Raw genomic sequence first — 17,595 nt, 5'->3', positions numbered from 1 at the left:
ACATGACCGATCAGATTTTGGACGCCGTCGACATCCGCAAGCGCTTCCACGGCCCTGCGGGAGCGGTCGAGGTGCTCGACGGGGTCAGCCTGGCCGTGCGATCCGGTGAGGTCGTGGCGTTGGTCGGCCGCTCTGGTTCGGGGAAGTCGACGCTGCTCAACATCCTCGGCACTCTCGCGCGGCCGGACGGGGGCCGGGTCACCCTCGGCACGACGTCCTGCGGTGATCTGTCCGACGCCGCGGCCGCGCGCCTGCGCCGGACGCGCATCGGGTTCGTCTTCCAGGCGGGCAATCTGCTGCCGCAGCTGACCGCCCGGCAGAACGTCGCGCTGCCCTACGCCGCCGGCATCCGAGCCGGGCGTGGACCGGCCGCGGACCTACTGGCCGGGGTCGGCCTCGCAGATCGGCTCGACCACCGGCCCTCCCAGCTGTCGGCCGGGCAGCAGCAGCGCGTCGCGCTGGCCAGAGCGTTGGTCAACAGCCCCGACCTGCTGCTCGCGGACGAACCCACCGGCAGCCTCGACGAGGAGACCGAAGTGCAGATGCTCGACCTGTTGCGGACGGTGGCTGCGGACGGCAAGGCGGTGCTGGTGGTCACCCACAGCGACGCTGTGGCGCGCAGTGCGGACCGGGTGCTGCGCATCGACGCCGGACATCTCGTGGCAACGGAGTCGCTGTCATGAACGTCGCACGCGTCGCCGCCCAGAACTTCCGGACGCTGTGGCGGCGATGGTTCGGCCTGACGACCCTGCTGGGCCTGTCGATCGGACTGTGCCTGGCTGCCTTCAGCGTCACCGACAACATCGCCGCGGCGTCCAACAACGGCATCCTGGAGTCCACCGCCAACCGCAGCATCGCGATCAGCCGGGACGGCGCCGGGCCGGAGGCCAAGGTGCTGTCACCTGCCACGATCGATGAGCTGAAGCGCCTGCCCGGAGTCCGATCGATCGAGCCCCGCGTGCAGAGCTCCTTCGGCTACAAGGGTCCCGGCGTGCCCGGGGTGCTCCTGACCGCGTCCACGCCCCGGCCCTCCTATCTACCGCCGCTGGTCAGCTCGGCCCGCTCGCACGTGTTTCCGCTGCGGACGGGAGAGGTGGTGCTGCCCCGCAAGGCCGACGGCCAGGATCTGAGCAGCACCCTCGGCAAGACGATCTCGGTGGAACTCACCCGCCGCGTCGGTACCAATGACGGCGAGGGTGCGCAGCGCTCGGTCCGGGTGGTCGGGCTGTTCGACCCGTCGTGGCAACTCGACGGCCAGAACGCGGCCTACGCCGCGCCGGACACCACCGTGGAGTGGGCGGCGCTCGACGCCGGCACGACACCGTCGAGTTATCTGAACTCCGTCGGCTACAACCTGGTCTCCGTCGTCGCCGACAACGCCGACGACGTGCCGACGCTCCTGCAGCGGATCCAGGCGGACGGCTACAGCGCGACATCACTGCAGCAGCAGTTCCAGGCGTTGCCGACCGTGCTGTCGTTCGTCCGGCTGATGAGCCGTGTCCTGCTCGCAGCGGTGGCGGTGATCGCCCTCGTCGGCGCCTTCACCCTGTGTGGCGCACTCGTGCGGCACCGCACCCGTGAGATCGGCATCTGCAAGGCGTGCGGCTTCAGCAGCCGCGCGGTGTTCGGGATCTTCCTCGGCGAAGCGCTCCTCGCGGCGATCTTCGCTGCCGCGGCGGGCCTGGTGATCGGGTTGCTCGGCGGGGCTCTCTTGCGCGGCTGGCTGCGCGGGCTGCCCGACGTCGCTCCCTACCTGCCCGACCGCCTGGCGCTGCCCGGACCCGCCACCCTCGCCCTCCTCCTCGTCGTGTCGTGTGCGATCACCTTGCTCGGTGCCGCATTGCCGGCCCGGCGCGCCGCCAGGCTGGATCCGGTCGACGCCATCGGGCACCTCTGACCAGCGCGAGGCCGGCTGGGGTCACAACAGGCGACGCTGCATCGCCCAGCTCGTGAGCTCGTGGCGGCTGGAGAGCTGGAGCTTGCGCAACACCGAGGAGACATGTGTCTCAACGGTTTTCACCGAGATGAAGAGCTCCTTGGCGACTTCCTTGTATTGGTAGCCGCGGGCGATCAGCCGCATGACCTCGCGCTCGCGGGCCGACAACCGGTCGAGTTCTTCGTCGACCTCGGCGATCTCGCCGGCAGTCGCGCCGAAGGCGTCGAGCACGAACCCGGCGAGCCGCGGGCTGAACACCGCGTCACCCTCTCCCACCCGATGTATGGCGGAAACCAGGTCCCCCGGGGTGATGGTCTTGGTGACGTAGCCGCGCGCGCCCGCCCGGATCACCGCAATGACGTCCTCCGCGGCGTCCGACACCGACAGCGCGAGAAACCGCACCGGCGCACCGGATGCGGTCTCCAGCCCGGCGCACCCGGTGACCACGTCCGAGCCGCCGTTGCCGTTGCCGCCCGGCAGGTGCACGTCGAGCAGCACCACGTCCGGCCGCGTCTCGCGGATCACCGCGATCGCCGCGTCGACGTCGGGTGCCTCGCCGACCACGGTCACCGAGTCGTCGAGTTCGGCCTTCACCCCCGACCGGAACATCCGGTGGTCGTCCACCAGCACCACGCGTGCGCTCATCCCGCTCATCCTTCTTTCTCCTCGTGCTGGGTCGCGGTGTCGGGGGTGCCGATCAGCCGTAGGCGCACCTCGGTGCCATCGTCGCGCCGTCGTACCTCCGCCTCACCGCCGTGCCGCCTCATGCGGCCGATGATCGACTCCCGCACCCCGAGCCGGTCGTCGGGCACCTCGTCGAGAGCGAAGCCGCTGCCGTGGTCGCGCACGAACGCCTCGACCTGGCGCGGCCCGACCTCGAGGTAGACCGACACCGGCGGAGCCCCGTGCCGCACCGCGTTGGCGAGCGCTTCGCGCAGGGCGCGCACCAGCGCACCGCCGCTCTCGTCGAGTGTCCTGTCGCCGGTCACCACCAGATCGATGGGCGTGCCGTGCAGGGTCTCGATGTCGTGAGCGGCCGCGGCCACCGCGGCGGCGAGCGTGCTGTCCGCGGACCGATCGTCGGCGTAGAGCCAGCCGCGCAGCTCCCGCTCCTGGGCGCGCGCGAGCAGTTGCACCGCCTGGGGGTCGTCCGCACGGCGCTGGATCAGCGCGAGCGTCTGCAGCACCGAGTCGTGCAAATGCGCTGCGATGTCTGCCTTTTCGGTGGCGCGGATGCGTTCGGCCTGTTCCTGGCGCAGCGAGTCGAAGAGCCGGGCGATGAATGGCGCACCCAGGATCGCGGCCCCGACCAGCACCACGAGCACCGCGATCGCGACGTCCCGCAGCCGGGTGAGTCCGCCGCCCTGCGACAGCAGCAGGATCAGCCCGAACGCCGCGAGCGCGACGCCGATCATCGTGCGGATGCGGGTCTCCCGGCGGTCCTCGGCGCTCAGCCACTGGCGGCGCTCCGACCGGTCCAGCCGGGACCAGACGAGCACCAGGCCGGCGGCGATGACCAGCAAGGGCAGGGTGAGCGACAGCCGTCCCGCCGACCGCACTCCGCCGGTCACCGCGAGCGCGCCCACCACCAGCACCGGCAGCCCGATGAGGATCAGCCGTCGCTTCGGCACCCGTTGCTGGGACTTTTCGAACGGCGAGATCAGCGGTGGCTTGTCGGTCTCGGGCATGGTCAGCCAGAGGAAGACGTAGACCGGCAGCCCGAAGAGGAACAGTCCGGAGAGGGCGGTGAGCACGCGCAGGCTCTGCAGGGGCACGCCGAGGTGCGTGCTGACCCCGGCGCACACGCCTGCGACCATCCGGCCCGTCGTCGGCCGCGCCAGCGGCGGACGTCCCGCCCGCGCTCGCTCCGGGGTGCCGGTCGCCTCGCTCATGTGCCCAGTCTGGCCCACGCGCACGCGTGCTCCGAGCCGTGCGACCGGGTTTCGGGGACGGCTCAGGGGGTCGTCAGGGTCGACCCGCATGGCAGCGCCCGCGTCGCACCGACACATTGGTGGGTATGACGCAGCACACCCTCCCGCACGGCGGCGGTCACGGCCACGGCGGCGCACCCCGCACCGGCCACACCGGCGCGATCGACCGCTTCTTCACCGCGATCCGCGGCTTCGGGATCACCCGGCGCAGGGACGGCAAGTGGTTCGGCGGCGTCTGCGCCGGCCTGGCCGCGCGATGGGGCGTCGACCCGCTGATCGTGCGGGCCGGCTTCATCCTGGCGACGTTCCTGTTCGGAGTGGGCGTGCCGGCATACTTCCTCGCCTGGTCGCTGCTGCCGGACGAGGACGGGGCGATCGCCGCGGAGAAGGCGCTGCGGCACGGCGACATCTCCTCGATCGCGCTGTGCGCCGTCACGGCCCTGCTGATGTTCAGCGGTTTCGGCGTCTTCTGGTCGTTCGGCTCCGGCTGGAACGTCGGCGGCCCCGCGATCGGGCTGGGCCTGCTGGCCTGGGCATTCCTCGCCTGGAACGGCAAGGGGCCGGGCGCCCGGCACGACGGCGAGACTCGCCAGCAGTGGACCGACCGGCTCGGTGCCCAGCTGCGGGAGGCCGCTGCCGACCACCGGACGCACCCGGCGCCCGGCGGTGCCGCGCCGGGCAGTGGCGCGGCCGGCGGCGCCACCGAACCCGTCCCGTCGCAGTCGGCCGGCAACCGGGCGGCCGCAGCGGGGGTGGACCTGCGCAAGCCCGGCGCGGCATACGCCGTGCCGGCGATGGCGCCGACCGCGGCAGTCCCGGCAACCCCGGCAGCCTCGACACAGGCGTGGTCGCGCCCGGCGAAGCGCCGGACGTTCGGCGCCGGACCGACCTTCGCCATCCTCGGAATCTCAGTGCTGGCAGGCGCTTTCACGGCCGCGTTCCTGCTGGGCACCTCCCACGGCGACAGTGCCCTTCAGGTGGGCCTGGCCGCCGGGGTCGCCGTCGCGGCGCTCGCCCTGGTCATCGGGGGACTAGTGGGGCGCCGCGGCGGTGCACTCGGCCCGATCGCGTCCGTGGTCGCGGTGCTTGCCGTGATCACCTCCCTGCTGCCGAAGGGCATGCCCTGGACCGGCGAGATCGGCGACGAGCAGTGGCGACCCGCGTCCGTCGCCGCCGGCACACAGCACAACTTCGCGCTGAAGATCGGCTCCGGCACGATCGACCTGTCCCGCATCGACCCAGCCGCGCTGCCGGCACGGACCACGCTGCACGCCCGCGTGAACATCGGCGGGCTCACGATCGTCCCGCCGAAGAACGTCACCCTGCGGGTCACCAGCGACGTCGACTTCGGCGGCATCAGCGTCAACCGGCCCGGCGACGACCCGACCTACGGCGGCGTGCACATCAAGCGCACGGTGACCGTCGGCAACGGACCCAAGACCATCGACGTGCAGGCCCGGGTGGGCATGGGCGGCGTGGAGATCAAGGAAGCGAAATGACCGACAACTCGATGAGTCAGTCTGTGCCGCAACAGATTCCGACGCCGGACGATGCCATCACCGGCACCAACACTCCGACCGTCATCCACGGTGTCGCGCTGCTGGTGATCGCGGCCGTGGTCGCCCTCTGGCGGCTCGTCGACCATCCGGACTGGGCGTTGCTCGGTGTCTGGCTGGCGGCCGGTGCGGGCGCCGCGTTCCTCGTCCTCGCCGGGCTGTCCGTCGCGGTGTCCCGGTGGCGTCGCGACCAGGAGTTCGAGCGCAGGCTCGCCGAGACGCGCGACCCGCACTGACCACCGCCGCTGTCAGCCGATCGCTCGCTCGTACTCCGCGATCACCGTCCCGACCACGCTCGACCAGTCGAGCCCCGGCCGCGCGTGCCGGGTGTATGACGAAAGGCTCTCCCGCAGCTGATGATCCCTCGCCCATCGCACGAGCGCGTCACGCAATCCGGCGTCGTCCGCCACGAGCAGCCCGGTCCGGCCGTGCTCGACGAAACCCGCGACGCCGCTGCTGCGCGGCGCGACCACGGGCAGACCGGTCGCGAGCGCCTCGGCCGCCGCGATGCCGAAGGCCTCGAGGTGCGCCGGTGCGACATACACGTCGGCGGACCGGTAGAGCTCGCGGAGCTCCACCGGTGTGAGCCGGCCGGGCAGCTCACACCAGGCATCGCTCGCCGAGCATTCCAGGCGGCCGCGCAGGGGCCCCTCCCCCGCGATCGTCAGCCGCAGGTCGGCCCCGCTCGCCCGCGCCTCGCGCACTGCCTCCAGCAGCGGCAGCGGACGCTTGCGCACCGCGAGCCGCATCGCCGAGACGACCCGCAGAGCACCGTCCCGGCGCGGGGCGGGAGCTGCCGGCGGGCACCAGAACGACGTGTCGATCCCGTTGGGCAGCAACGAGACTCGCGCACCGGCGGCGCGGCGGATCGGCTCCGCAGCCACCGGGGACACCGCGGACAACGCCACCCCTCGGCCGGCCCACCGCCGTGGATAGCCGAGGGCGCGCACGAAGGGCTCGGCGCGCGCGGTGACGCTGTGCCAGGTCGCCGCGACCGGCAGCCCGAGGCCGAGCGCCACCCGCACGCCGTCCATCGCGAAGGGACTGACCACCCCGAGCTGGGCGTGCGCGACGTCGAACCCGCCCGCGCGCAGCGCCGCGCGCAGCCGCCCGGCCGCCGCCGGATTGATCAGCCAGCCGCCGGGCAGGTCCCGCTGCAGGCCGAGCCGGTGCACCGTGACGCCGTCGACCGGCTGCTCCGGCCCCGGCGTGATCGTGAAGACCTCCACGCCGTGGCCGGCCGCCCGCAGGTGGGTGGCGAGGCCGTGCACCTGCGTCTCCATGCCGCCCAGCCGCGGCGGGTAGCAGTCGGAGACCAGCGCGATCCTCATGGCTCGTATTGTCCGTGCACCGATCACTCCGGCAGCGCTCCCCCACGACACGACGCGCAGGGACGTCGGGAACTGACAACCCGATGCGCGAGGATAGGACGGATGTCCCGCACCCTGGTCGCCTTTCACGCGCACCCCGACGACGAGGCGCTGCTGACCGCCGGCACGCTGGCAAAGGCCGCGGCTGCCGGGCACCGCGTCGTGCTGGTGGTGGCGACCGACGGTGCGCTCGGGCTGACCTCGGACGACCTGCGTGACGGTCTCGGCGACCGCCGGCTGACCGAGCTGGCGCGCAGCGCGACCGCGATGGGCGTGGCTCGCGTCATACACCTGGGCTATGCCGACTCCGGGATGACCGGCGAGATCCCCGCGGACCCGCCGGGCGGCCAGCGCTTCGGGCGGGCCACGACCGAGGAGGCGGCGCAGCTGCTCGCCGCGATCCTGCGTGAGGAGCATGCCGACGTCCTGATGTCGTATGACGCGGCCGGCGGCTACGGGCACCGCGATCACGTGAAGGTGCACGAGGTCGGTGCCCGGGCCGCGGAACTCGCTGGAACGCCGCGGGTCCTGGAGGCGACGGTGCCGCGGGAGCTGTTGACGCGGGTGATCTCGTGCGTCGGGCACTTCTACCGCTTCCCCGCCGACTTCGACCTCGGTGTCTACGAGCGCGCCTTCACCCCGCGCGCGCAGGTCACCCACCGCATCGACGTACGACGGCAGATCCCGGCGAAGCGGGCGGCGATGGCGGCGCACGCCTCGCAGGCGGCGGCCGACGAGGGCGCCGACCGCACGCTGGCCCTGTTTCTGCGCATTCCGCGGCCGATCTATGATCTGGTATTCGGTCGGGAATGGTTCCGCGACCCTGCGCACACCGGCCCGGTGAGCGACGACATCTTTGCGGGGTTGCCATGAGGAGCTCGGGACGGCGTGCCGACGCGGCCGAGCACACCCGCAAGGTCCACATCGACGAGATCATCGCCGACAACCAGACCGGTGACGAGGACGGCGCCGACCCGGTGATGCCGAAGCTCACCTGGCGCCTCGTGCTCAACGCCGTCCTCGGCCTGGGCCTAGCCGCGGTCATCATCGTGCTGCTCCCGGTGGTCACCCAGACCTCGTGGGAGAAGATCGGCCATCACCTGAGCCTGGTCGGGCCGCGCACCTGCCTAGAGCTCTTCGGTCTCACCGTGCTCGGCCTGGCCGTCTACACCTTCACCCTGTCGGCGGCGCTGCCCGGGCTGTCGCACGTGAAGGCCTCGATCCTTAACGTCTCGGGCTCCGCGGTCAGCAACCTGCTGCCGGGCGGTGGCGCGGTCGGGATGGCGTCCAGCTATCTGATGCTGCGGTCGTGGGGGTTCGCCCGCCGCAACATCTCGACCGGGCTGATCGTGAGCGGCCTGTGGAACGTGCTGTTCCGGGTCGCGCTGCCGCTCGCCGGCATCGCGGCGGTCTCCTCGTCCACCGACGCCATGCCGAGCCTGGTGCGCCGCGGCGCCTGGTGGGGCGGCATCATCGGCCTGCTGCTGCTGATCGGCTTCGTGGTCGCGCTGACCCGGCCGAGCTGGACCGCCTGGCTGGGCGGGCAGATCGACGACCGCTTCGGGCACCTGATCGCCCGGCTGCGGCGCGGTGACAAGAAGGGCAAGCCGCTCCACGTCAAGAACATGCTGCTGGACCAGCGGGCCCGCATGAGCACGATCACCAAGCGCGGCTGGTTCCCGATGTCGTTCGGGGTCATCGGTCAGCTCGGCATCTGGTTCCTGCTCTTCTGGCGGGTGATGGACGCGGTCCACGTCAACCTGCCGGTCGCCGACCTGTTCGCCGCCTACGCGATCAGCCGGCTGATGACCGCGATCCCGATCACGCCGGGCGGCCTCGGCTTCACCGAGGTGAGCGCCTTCGGCATCCTCGTGACGTGGGGGGCGAGCCCGGCCGCGGCCACCGCGGGGGTCTTCGTCTTCATGGTGTTCACCCACCTGGCCGAGATCCCGCTCGGGGCGCTCGGCTGGCTGGCTTGGTGGACCTCGCCGAAGGCGGGCGCGGCGCGCGCCTGAACTGTGCGTCGACGCGCCGGTGTCAGGCGAGCCGGCGGTCGGCGACGACCGCGACCCAGCCGACCACGACCGCGCACATGACCCCGATCAGGCCGAGCGCGACGACGGCCGGTGCCATCGTGACCATGCCGTATGACGGGCGCACCCCGATCGCGACGAAGATCAGCCCGGCGAGCAGCACGCCACCGAGCGCGGCGACGGGCAGCCCTCGCACGGCGGGCCGCGACGGTGCGTGACGCCCCGCCATACCGGCGATGAGGAGGGCGACCGCGGCCCAGCCGAGGCAGACCATGCCGGCGGCGAGCACGTCGCCCGGACGGTGCCAGTGACCGGCGACCGTGCCGGCGCCGATGAAGGTGGCGATGAGCGCGGCGCCGGGCACCACGATCGGCCGCCAGCGGTATGGCGAGACGATCACCGCGGCGAGCGCGAGCGACAGCCCGACGGTCGTGTGCCCGCTGGGCAGCGAGTTGCTGCCTCCGACGGAGTGCAGCACCTGATACTTCAGCACCTGGGTGGTGAGGTTGGCGCCGGCGATGAGCACGGCCGCGGCGACCGCAACCAACCAGCGGCGCTGCAGCAGCGCGACGACGACGCAGCCGATCAGGCAGAGCGCCACCGTGGCGTCGGTGACCGTGGTGAGGACGTCGAGGATGCGCGCCCAGCCGCTCGGCGACGCGGTGAGCGACTCCATCATCCGCTGGTCGTAGTGGAAGCCGCGGGTGGAGTGGATGGCGACGCGCACGACGATCGCCATGCCGGCGACCGCGAGGACGACCATCGCCAAACCGTGCGCCCAGAGCGGCAGTCCCGCGGGCCGGCGCGGCCGGGGTGCGGGAGGCTGCGTGGGCCACTCGTGGCCGGAGGGGGCAGGGGTCTGCTGCAACTGCGGGACCGGGGGCGCGCTCACCCGGTGATCGTGACCCGGCGACCTGTGCGCAGGCTGTCCGTGCGGTGGGGTGCCGGTGGGTCCGGCACTCACTCCCACTCGATGGTGCCCGGCGGTTTGCTCGTGACGTCGAGGGTGACCCGGTTGACCTCCGGCACCTCGTTGGTGATGCGGCCCGAGATGCGGGCGAGCACGTCATAGGGCAGGCGGGTCCAGTCGGCGGTCATCGCGTCCTCGGACGACACCGGCCGCAGCACGATCGGGTGGCCGTAGGTGCGTCCGTCGCCCTGCACCCCCACCGAGCGGACATCGGCGAGCAGCACGACCGGGCACTGCCAGATCTCGCGGTCGAGGCCGGCTGCGGACAGCTCCTCGCGGGCGATCTGGTCGGCGGCGCGGAGCACGTCGAGGCGTTCCTTGGTCACCTCGCCGACAACGCGGATGCCGAGGCCGGGTCCGGGGAACGGCTGGCGGTGGACGATCTGCTCGGGCACCCCGAGCTCGAGTCCGACCTGACGCACCTCGTCCTTGAAGAGCAGCCGCAGCGGCTCGATCAGGCTGAACTGCAGGTCGTCCGGCAGACCGCCGACGTTGTGGTGGGACTTGATGTTGGCGGCGCCGGTGCCACCGCCGGACTCGACCACGTCCGGGTAGAGCGTGCCCTGCACGAGGAACTTCACCGGGTGTTCCTCATCCCCACGGTCCAGCACGATGTCGCGCGCGGCCTGCTCGAAGACGCGGATGAACTCCCGCCCGATGATCTTGCGCTTCTCCTCCGGGTCGCTGACGCCGGCGAGCGCGCCGAGGAACTGTGCGGAGGCGTCGACGACCACCAGGTCGACGCCGGTGGCGTCGACGAAGTCCTGCTTGACCTGCTCGGCCTCGCCCTCGCGCAGCAGGCCGTGGTCGACGAAGACGCAGGTGAGCTGGTCGCCGATCGCTCGCTGCACCAGCGCTGCGGCGACCGAGGAGTCGACGCCGCCGGACAGCGCGCAGAGGGCCCGGTCGTCGCCGACCTGCTCGCGCACCTGCTCGACGAGCTCCTCGACCATCGCCTTGGGCGTCCAGTCGGCGGCCAGACCGGCGCCGCGCAGCAGGAAGTTCTCGAGCACCCGCTGCCCGAAGGTGGAGTGCATCACCTCGGGGTGCCACTGCACGCCGTAGAGGCGGCGCTCGTCGTCCTCGATCGCGGCGACCGCCGCACCGGGGGTGGTGGCGGTGACCTTGACGCCGTCGGGGGCGGCCGAGGCGGAGTCGCCGTGGCTCATCCACACCGACTGCTCGGTGGGCTGGCCGTTGAACAGCGTCGACGTGGTGTCGCCGATCTCGGCCTGGGTCGCGCCGTATTCGCGCAGCCCGGTGTGCTCGACCGTGCCGCCGAGGGCGCGCACCATCGACTGGAAGCCGTAACAGATGCCGAAGACCGGGACACCGGCCTCGAGCAGGGTGGCGTCGAGCTCGGGGGCGCCCTCGTCATACACCGAGGAGGGACCGCCGGACAGCACTATCGCGGCCGGGTCCTTGGCGAGCATCTCGGCGGCCGGCATGGTGTGCGGCACGACCTCGCTGTAGAGCTGCGCCTCCCGCACGCGCCGGGCGATCAGTTGGGCATATTGCGCGCCGAAGTCGACGACCAGGACGGGCTTTTCGGTGAGCGGGGCTGTCACCCGCGCAGTCTATCGGCGCCCGCTGATCGAGCCGCTCCCCCTGCTGATCGAGTAGCGGCGAGGAACGAGCCGCTCCCCCTGCTGATCGAGTAGCGGCGAGGAACGAGCCGCTCCCCCTGCTGATCGAGTAGCGGCGAGGAACGAGCCGCGCCCCCGCTGATCGAGTAGCGGCGAGGAACGAGCCGCTCCCCCCGCTGATCGAGTAGCGGCGAGGAACGAGCCGCGTATCGAGATCAGCGCCCGCGGGTCTCCGCCTGCGCGATCAGCTGCTCGACGCCGGTGTTGACCTTGCGCTCCAGCCAGAACGACAGGATCGGCACGAACGCGGTGCAGATGTAGCCGACGATGCGGATCGCCGACCAGCGCAGTTTGCTGCCGAGGTTGAAGACCGAGGCCATGAACACCATGAAGAGCAGACCGTGGATCGGCGACCACCAGGCGAGCGCCATGTTGTCGAAGCCGTAGCGCAGGATCAGCTCGACGCAGAGGATCAGCAGTGCGACACCGGCGATGACGGCCATGATCCGGAAGAACTTCAGCGCACCCTCGACCTTGCGCAGGTCGTCACCGGCCCGCAGTTCGCCGGCGTCGGTGGTGAGGGTGGCGGTGTCAGACATGGCTTCCTTCGGGTGTGCTCTGGTCGGCGCTTGCAGGGTGATTCTGCGTGGTCTTCCTGGCGGCCCGGCGTTCGGGGTGCGCCTCGTCGCGCAGTTCGCGCAAGTAGATGAAGATCGCGAAGACCGCGAAGGTCCACCACTGCAGCGCATAACCGGCGTTGACCAGGTTGAGTCCGGTGCTGCCGGGCTTGGGTGGTGGGAAGGCTTGCACCCCAGTGGTTTTCATCGCCGGCTGCTCGCCGGTGAGGAAGACGAAACCGTTGTAGATGTTGCCGCCCCACTGGGACAGCATCGACGCGAGGTCGACGCTGCTGAGCTGCCCGGGTGGGGTGCCGGTCTCCGACGGGGATTCGCCGGGCGCGAGCGCGCCGGTGACGGTCACCCTCGCGGTGCTCGGTTTGCCGGCGTCCGACGGGCTGGCGGCGAAGCCGCGGACCACCGGGATGCGGGCCCCGGTGCCGTCGACGACCACCGGGGTGACGACCCAGAAGCCGTCCTGCGCTCCGAGGGTGCGGCCGCTGACCAGCACCTGGTGGGCCGGGTCGTAGCGGCCGGTGAGGCGCACCGGCTGGAGCGAGCCGTCGCGGGGGAACTCCTGCTGGGGCCGCAGCACGGTGTTGAGCGCGACGACCGGACGGTTCTCCGCGTCGCTCATCGACTTGCTGCCGCGCTGCTGGGCGACGCCCCACTGCCAGAATCCGGCGATCACAAACGCCGTGACCAGCACCACGGCGAGCGCAAGCAGCCCCAGCATGCGGGGCCGGAACGCGGATCGGAGCACGTGGCTCAGGATACGTCCCGGCCCCGAAGCCACTGTCGCTGGTCGAGTAGGCCGCCACTGATGCTGGTCGAGTAGGCCGAGCCGCTAGGCGACTAGACCGCCACTGATGCTGGTCGAGTAGGCCGAGCCGCTAGGCGAGGCCGTATCGAGACCAGCCCGCCCAGCCCGCCCAGCTACGCCACCGTCGCCGGGACCTGCGGCATACCGAGCTCGACCCCGGGCACGCGCGCGGCCGGTGCGGCGAGGCGCTGGTAGCCCTCGCCCTGCTGCGGGCGCTCGTCGGAGGCGCCCTTGGCGGGCCACATCGAGATGGCGCGTTCGGCCTGCGCGGTGATGGTGAGCGACGGGTTCACCCCGAGGTTGGCCGAGACCGCGGATCCGTCGACCACGTGCAGTTGCGGGTAGTTCCACACCCGGTGGTAGGGGTCGATGACGCCCTTGTCGGGGGTGTCGGAGATGGCGACGCCGCCGAGGAAGTGCGCGGTCATCGGCATACCGAAGAACTCCGGCCAGCACCCGCCGGCGATCACATCGACCTTGCCGACCTTCGACAGCTGGTCGGCGATCGCCCGAATTGCCTTGTGTCCGGCGGGGATCCAGCGCGGGTTCTGCTCGCCATAACCCGGCGCGGTCGTCAGCCCGATGCGACCGAAGCGGCGTCGCGGCTTGACCGTGATCGAGTTGTCGATGCTCTGCATGACGAGCGCGATGATGGTGCGTTCGCTCCAGTGCGGCCCGAGCGCCTGCGCGGCCTTCACCGGGGCCTTGATCATCTGCCCGAGCAGCTCCCCGGTGCGGCCGATGATGCCCTTGTCGCCGTTGACCAGGAAGGTCGAGAGCAGGCCCATCAGGTCCGAGCCCTTGCCGTAGCGGACGTTCTCGATGTGGGTGCGCTCATCGATGTGGAACGACGTGGTGATCGCCACCCCTTTGGTCAGGTCGACGCCCTGCGGCACCTTGACCGCCGCCGCCCCGCCGAGCTCCTCGGAGTTGGTGCGGGTCAGCTCGCCGAGCTTGTCGGACAGGTGGGGCAACCGGCCGGTGACCTTCATCGTGTGCAGGAGGTTCTGGGTGCCCCAGGTGCCGGCGGCGACCACGACCTGCTCGGCGGTGACCGTACGCCGGTCCTTGCCCACCCAGGCGCCGGTGCGTTCGGTGGTGACCCGGAATCCGCTGCCGAGCGGCTCGAGTTCGACCACGGTGCGCATCGGCTCGATGGTCACGCCGCGCTGCTCGGCCAGCGCCAGGTAGTTCTTCATCAGGGTGTTCTTGGCGCCGACGCGGCAGCCGACCATGCAGTTGCCGCACTCGGTGCAGCCGGTGCGTTCCGGGCCCTCACCGCCGAAGAAGGGGTCTGCCACGGTCTTGCCGGACTCGCCGAAGAACACCCCGGCGGGGGTCTTGCGATAGGTCGAGCCGACGCCGAGCTGGTTCGCGGCCTCCTTCATCAGCTTCTCGACCGGGCCGTCGCACGGGTTCTCCTCGACCACGCCGAGCATCCGGCGGGCGACGTCGTAGTGCGGGCTGAGCTCGGCGTCCCAGTCGGTGATGTGGCCCCACTGCTGGTCCTCGAAGAACGCGGCCGGCGGCTTGTAGAGCGTGTTGGCGTAGTTGAGCGACCCGCCGCCGACCCCGGCCCCGGCGAGGATCATCACGCCGGGCAGCTGGTGGTAGCGCTGCACCCCGAAGCACTTCAGCTTCGGCGCCCAAAGGTATTTGGGCAGGTTCCAGGACGTCTTGGCGAAGTCGTGGTCCTCGAAGCGACGGCCTGATTCGTAGACGTGGACGGCATACCCCTTCTCGGCGAGCCGGAGCGCGGAGACCGCACCGCCGAACCCGGACCCGATCACGACGACGTCGTGGTCGAATCCCGTTGTGGTGTCGGGGTTGTGGAAAGTCGTCGTCATGAGATGCGGAATCCCTTCATCATCTTAAGGCCACTGCTCATCGACTTCGCCCAGAGCTTCTCCGACACTCCGGGCGGTACGACGAACGCCGGCCCGTGCTGCACGGTGACGTTCTGCGACTCGGTGTATTTCAGGATGCCCTCCGAGCCGTGCCGCCGGCCGAGGCCGGACTCCCCCATGCCGCCCATCGGCGAACCGTTGCTGCCCCAGGCGGCCACGAATCCCTCGTTGACGTTCACGGTGCCGCAGCGGATCTGCTCGGCGACCCGGCGGCCGCGCTTGACGTCGCGGGTCCACACCGAGGCGTTGAGTCCGTAGTTGGTGTCGTTGGCGGCCGCGACCGCCTCGGCGTCGTCCGCGACCCGGTAGACCGCGACGACCGGGCCGAAGGTCTCGCCGCGCCGGCAGTCCATCGCCTCGGTGACGCCTTCGAGCACGGTGGGCTCGTAGAAGTAGGGGCCGAGCTCCGGGCGGGCATGCCCACCGGCCAGCACCTTCGCTCCCTTGGCCCGGGCGTCCTCGACGTGCTCGGTCACCTTGTCGAGCTGTGCCTGCGAGATCAGCGAGCCCATGTCGTTGCCGTAGGCGAGGTCGGCGCCGAGCTTCATCTTCTCCACCTTGGCCAGGAAGAGTTTGAGGAATTTGTCGGCGATCTTCTCGTGCAGCAGCAGGCGCTCGATCGAGATGCACAGCTGGCCGGCGGACGAGAAGCACGAGCGCACAGCGCATTCCGCGGCGAGGCGCAGGTTGGCGTCCTCGGCGACATACATGGCGTTCTTGCCGCCGAGCTCGAGGGAGGCGCCGACGAGCCGGGCCGCGGCACGCTCGGCGACGATGCGGCCGGTGGCGGTCGAGCCGGTGTACATCACGTAGTCGGCCCGGTCGAGCACGGCCTCGCCGATGGTGCGGCCGGCGCCGAGCACGACCGGCAGCAGACCCTCCGGCAGACCGGCCTGGTCGAGCAGCTCGATCGCGCGCAGAGCGGTGAGCGAGGCCTTCTCGTCGGGTCGCAGGACGACCGCGTTGCCGGCGAGCAGCGCGGGCAGCGCGTCGGTGATCGACATCGACAGCGGGTAGTTCCAGGGACCGACGACGCCGACGACGCCGCGCGGCTGGTGCAGCTCGACCGACTGGGTCAGCACGGGTATGGCGCCGAGGTGGCGGCGCGGCTTGAGGTAGTGCTCGGCGCGGCGCGCGTAGTGGCGGCATACGCCGGCGACGTCGAGGATCTCGTCGAAGGCGTGACGGCGGGTCTTGCCCGACTCCAGCTGGATCAGGTCGAGCAGCTCGTCCTGGTGCTGCAGGATCAGGTCGTGGTAGCGCAGCAGGACCGCGGCGCGCTCCTTGACGGGGCGGGCCGCCCAGCCCTTCTGCGCGGCACGGGCGATCTCATAGGCGCGGTCGACGTCGCCGACGGCCGACCCCGGCAGGGTGGCGAGCAGACCGCCGGTGAACGGCGTCACGCTGTCGACCGTCGGCGCGTCGGCCGAGGTCAACGCCCGCCGGGCGAGCCGGGTGGCGAGCAACGGGTCGATCGCGTGGTCGGCAGGACTGGGCCGGGGGCTTGCCGTCGGCTCCTGCTGGCTGGTCGAGCGGGCGTCCTCGGAAAGCAGCTGATCGGTCATTACTCCAGAGTAAGGTGACCGCGCTCACATGTGGAGAGTTGGCCGAAATTTAGGATGTCTCGGCACGTGAGGAGGGCTCGACTTGCGGCGTCAACTGCGCTGGTAGGGCGCGACGACGACCTCGACCCGCTGGAACTCCTTCAGCTCGGAGTAGCCGGTGGTGGCCATCGCCCGGCGCAGTGCCCCGATCAGGTTGGTGGTGCCGTCGGCGCCCTGACCGGGCCCGGTGAGGATCTCTGGGAGGGTGCCGACCGTGCGCACCTCGACGCGCTCGCCGCGCGGCAGGTCGCCATGGTGGGCTTCGGAGCCCCAGTGGAAGCCTCCGCCGGGCGCGTCGCTGGAGCGGGCCAGCGCGGCGCCGAGCATGACGGCGTCGGCGCCGCAGGCGAAGGCCTTGACGATGTCGCCGGAGAAGCCCATGCCGCCGTCGGCGATCACGTGCACGTAGCGGCCGCCGGTCTCGTCCATGTAGTCCCGGCGCGCGGCGGCGACGTCGGCGACGGCGGACGCCATCGGCGCGTGGATGCCGAGGGTTCGACGGGTCGTGTGCGCCGCTCCCCCGCCGAAGCCGACGAGGACGCCGGCCGCGCCGGTGCGCATCAGGTGCAGCGCGGCGGTGTAGGTCGCGACGCCGCCGACGATGACCGGCACGTCGAGCTCGTAGATGAAGCGCTTGAGGTTGAGTGGCTCGGCGCGCCCGCTGACGTGCTCGGCCGACACCGTGGTGCCACGGATGACGAAGAGGTCGACGCCCGCGTCGACGACGGTCTTCCAGTGCTCCTGGGTGCGCTGCGGTGAGAGCGCGCCGGCGACGGTGACACCAGCATCGCGAATCTCCTTGAGCCGCAACGTGATCAGGTCAGGGCGGATGGGCTCCTGATAGATCTCCTGCATGCGCGCGGTGGCGTCGGCCGGGTCGAGGCCGGCGATCTCACGCAGCAACGGCTCCGGGTTTTCGTAGCGGGTCCACAAGCCCTCGAGGTCGAGCACCGGCAGGCCGCCGAGCTTGCCCAGCTCGATCGCCGACTGCGGGCTCATCACCGAGTCCATCGGCGCTGCCACCACCGGCAGGTCGAAGTGGTAGGCGTCGATCTGCCAGCCGACCGAGACCTCCTCGGGGTCGCGGGTGCGCCGCGAGGGCACGATCGCGATGTCGTCGAAGGAGTATGCGCGGCGGCCGCGCTTGCCTCGGCCGATCTCGATCTCAGTCACCGCGCAAGGTTATCCAGCGATCCGGCGCCATATCGAACTGGACTCTGCGGCAACTGCGGACACCACGCCACCGGTCGTGGTGAGGTGAG

Annotated in this window: 16 protein-coding genes; 6 read left to right on the top strand and 10 right to left on the bottom strand. The window is 71.2% G+C overall.

Translation table 11 applies throughout. The features are described from left to right. The first annotated feature begins 2 nt into the window (after positions 1 to 2). Both HJ588_RS12305 and HJ588_RS12300 read left to right on the top strand, forming a co-directional pair. On the top strand, positions 3 to 683 hold the full coding sequence (locus HJ588_RS12305; protein ID WP_171155985.1) for an ABC transporter ATP-binding protein: 681 nt from the start codon (positions 3 to 5) through the stop codon (positions 681 to 683). Further along, positions 680 to 1,897: an ABC transporter permease gene (locus tag HJ588_RS12300; RefSeq protein WP_171155983.1), complete on the top strand. Its 1,218-nt coding sequence runs from the start codon at positions 680 to 682 to the stop codon at positions 1,895 to 1,897. Before HJ588_RS12305 ends, HJ588_RS12300 begins: the two co-directional genes overlap by 4 nt. Before the next feature lie 21 nt (positions 1,898 to 1,918). Here HJ588_RS12300 and HJ588_RS12295 read toward each other — a convergent pair whose 3' ends face one another. Both HJ588_RS12295 and HJ588_RS12290 read right to left on the bottom strand, forming a co-directional pair. Continuing rightward, complete coding sequence (locus HJ588_RS12295) at positions 1,919 to 2,581, bottom strand: LuxR C-terminal-related transcriptional regulator (RefSeq protein ID WP_425483553.1); 663 nt, start codon at positions 2,579 to 2,581, stop codon at positions 1,919 to 1,921. Positions 2,582 to 2,586: 5 nt separating this feature from the next. Beyond that, the gene (locus HJ588_RS12290) at positions 2,587 to 3,828 is read right to left on the bottom strand and encodes an ATP-binding protein (RefSeq protein ID WP_171155979.1); all 1,242 of its coding nucleotides are present in this window, start codon (positions 3,826 to 3,828) and stop codon (positions 2,587 to 2,589) included. Positions 3,829 to 3,953: 125 nt separating this feature from the next. Between HJ588_RS12290 and HJ588_RS12285 the strand changes: the two genes are divergently transcribed. Together HJ588_RS12285 and HJ588_RS12280 are read left to right on the top strand one after the other, a co-directional pair. Further along, complete coding sequence (locus HJ588_RS12285; RefSeq protein ID WP_171155976.1) at positions 3,954 to 5,366, top strand: PspC domain-containing protein; 1,413 nt, start codon at positions 3,954 to 3,956, stop codon at positions 5,364 to 5,366. After that, positions 5,363 to 5,659 (top strand): hypothetical protein, encoded by a 297-nt coding sequence (locus tag HJ588_RS12280; protein WP_171155974.1) that lies wholly within the window; start codon positions 5,363 to 5,365, stop codon positions 5,657 to 5,659. Before HJ588_RS12285 ends, HJ588_RS12280 begins: the two co-directional genes overlap by 4 nt. A gap of 12 nt (positions 5,660 to 5,671) precedes the next feature. On the opposite strand, the gene HJ588_RS12275 is transcribed toward HJ588_RS12280, so the two are convergent. Next, complete coding sequence (locus HJ588_RS12275; RefSeq protein ID WP_171155972.1) at positions 5,672 to 6,754, bottom strand: glycosyltransferase family 4 protein; 1,083 nt, start codon at positions 6,752 to 6,754, stop codon at positions 5,672 to 5,674. A gap of 102 nt (positions 6,755 to 6,856) precedes the next feature. On the opposite strand from HJ588_RS12275, the gene HJ588_RS12270 reads away from it, so the two are divergent. Beyond that, positions 6,857 to 7,666: a PIG-L deacetylase family protein gene (locus tag HJ588_RS12270; RefSeq protein ID WP_171155969.1), complete on the top strand. Its 810-nt coding sequence runs from the start codon at positions 6,857 to 6,859 to the stop codon at positions 7,664 to 7,666. Next, positions 7,663 to 8,808 carry a lysylphosphatidylglycerol synthase transmembrane domain-containing protein gene (locus HJ588_RS12265; RefSeq protein ID WP_246242426.1) on the top strand — a complete coding sequence of 382 codons (1,146 nt, stop codon included), beginning with the start codon at positions 7,663 to 7,665 and terminating at the stop codon, positions 8,806 to 8,808. The genes HJ588_RS12270 and HJ588_RS12265 overlap by 4 nt, the downstream gene beginning before the upstream one ends. A gap of 22 nt (positions 8,809 to 8,830) precedes the next feature. Here the strand turns inward: HJ588_RS12265 and HJ588_RS12260 are convergent, their stop codons facing one another. From HJ588_RS12260 to HJ588_RS12230, 7 genes are all read right to left on the bottom strand, one after another. Then, the gene (locus HJ588_RS12260; RefSeq protein WP_171155967.1) at positions 8,831 to 9,718 is read right to left on the bottom strand and encodes a phosphatase PAP2 family protein; all 888 of its coding nucleotides are present in this window, start codon (positions 9,716 to 9,718) and stop codon (positions 8,831 to 8,833) included. A gap of 68 nt (positions 9,719 to 9,786) precedes the next feature. Next, the gene (gene guaA, locus HJ588_RS12255) at positions 9,787 to 11,364 is read right to left on the bottom strand and encodes a glutamine-hydrolyzing GMP synthase (RefSeq protein WP_171155965.1); all 1,578 of its coding nucleotides are present in this window, start codon (positions 11,362 to 11,364) and stop codon (positions 9,787 to 9,789) included. A 233-nt stretch (positions 11,365 to 11,597) separates the two neighbouring features. Continuing rightward, positions 11,598 to 11,981, bottom strand: coding sequence for a DUF3817 domain-containing protein (locus HJ588_RS12250; RefSeq protein ID WP_171155962.1), 384 nt, complete (start codon positions 11,979 to 11,981; stop codon positions 11,598 to 11,600). Beyond that, positions 11,974 to 12,762 (bottom strand): SURF1 family cytochrome oxidase biogenesis protein, encoded by a 789-nt coding sequence (locus HJ588_RS12245; protein ID WP_171155960.1) that lies wholly within the window; start codon positions 12,760 to 12,762, stop codon positions 11,974 to 11,976. The genes HJ588_RS12250 and HJ588_RS12245 overlap by 8 nt, the downstream gene beginning before the upstream one ends. Positions 12,763 to 12,935: 173 nt before the next feature. Beyond that, positions 12,936 to 14,669 carry a GMC family oxidoreductase N-terminal domain-containing protein gene (locus tag HJ588_RS12240; protein WP_171155957.1) on the bottom strand — a complete coding sequence of 578 codons (1,734 nt, stop codon included), beginning with the start codon at positions 14,667 to 14,669 and terminating at the stop codon, positions 12,936 to 12,938. Next, on the bottom strand, positions 14,666 to 16,294 hold the full coding sequence (locus HJ588_RS12235; protein WP_171155955.1) for a succinic semialdehyde dehydrogenase: 1,629 nt from the start codon (positions 16,292 to 16,294) through the stop codon (positions 14,666 to 14,668). Before HJ588_RS12235 ends, HJ588_RS12240 begins: the two co-directional genes overlap by 4 nt. A 90-nt stretch (positions 16,295 to 16,384) precedes the next feature. Then, complete coding sequence (locus HJ588_RS12230) at positions 16,385 to 17,506, bottom strand: GuaB3 family IMP dehydrogenase-related protein (protein WP_171155953.1); 1,122 nt, start codon at positions 17,504 to 17,506, stop codon at positions 16,385 to 16,387. Positions 17,507 to 17,595 lie beyond the last annotated feature (89 nt).

This window comes from Flexivirga aerilata (genome assembly GCF_013002715.1).
In the GTDB taxonomy this organism is placed as follows: Bacteria; Actinomycetota; Actinomycetes; order Actinomycetales; family Dermatophilaceae; genus Flexivirga; species Flexivirga aerilata.
Note: the sequence above shows the minus strand (reverse complement) of the source record. Positions and strands in the feature narration are given on the sequence as shown.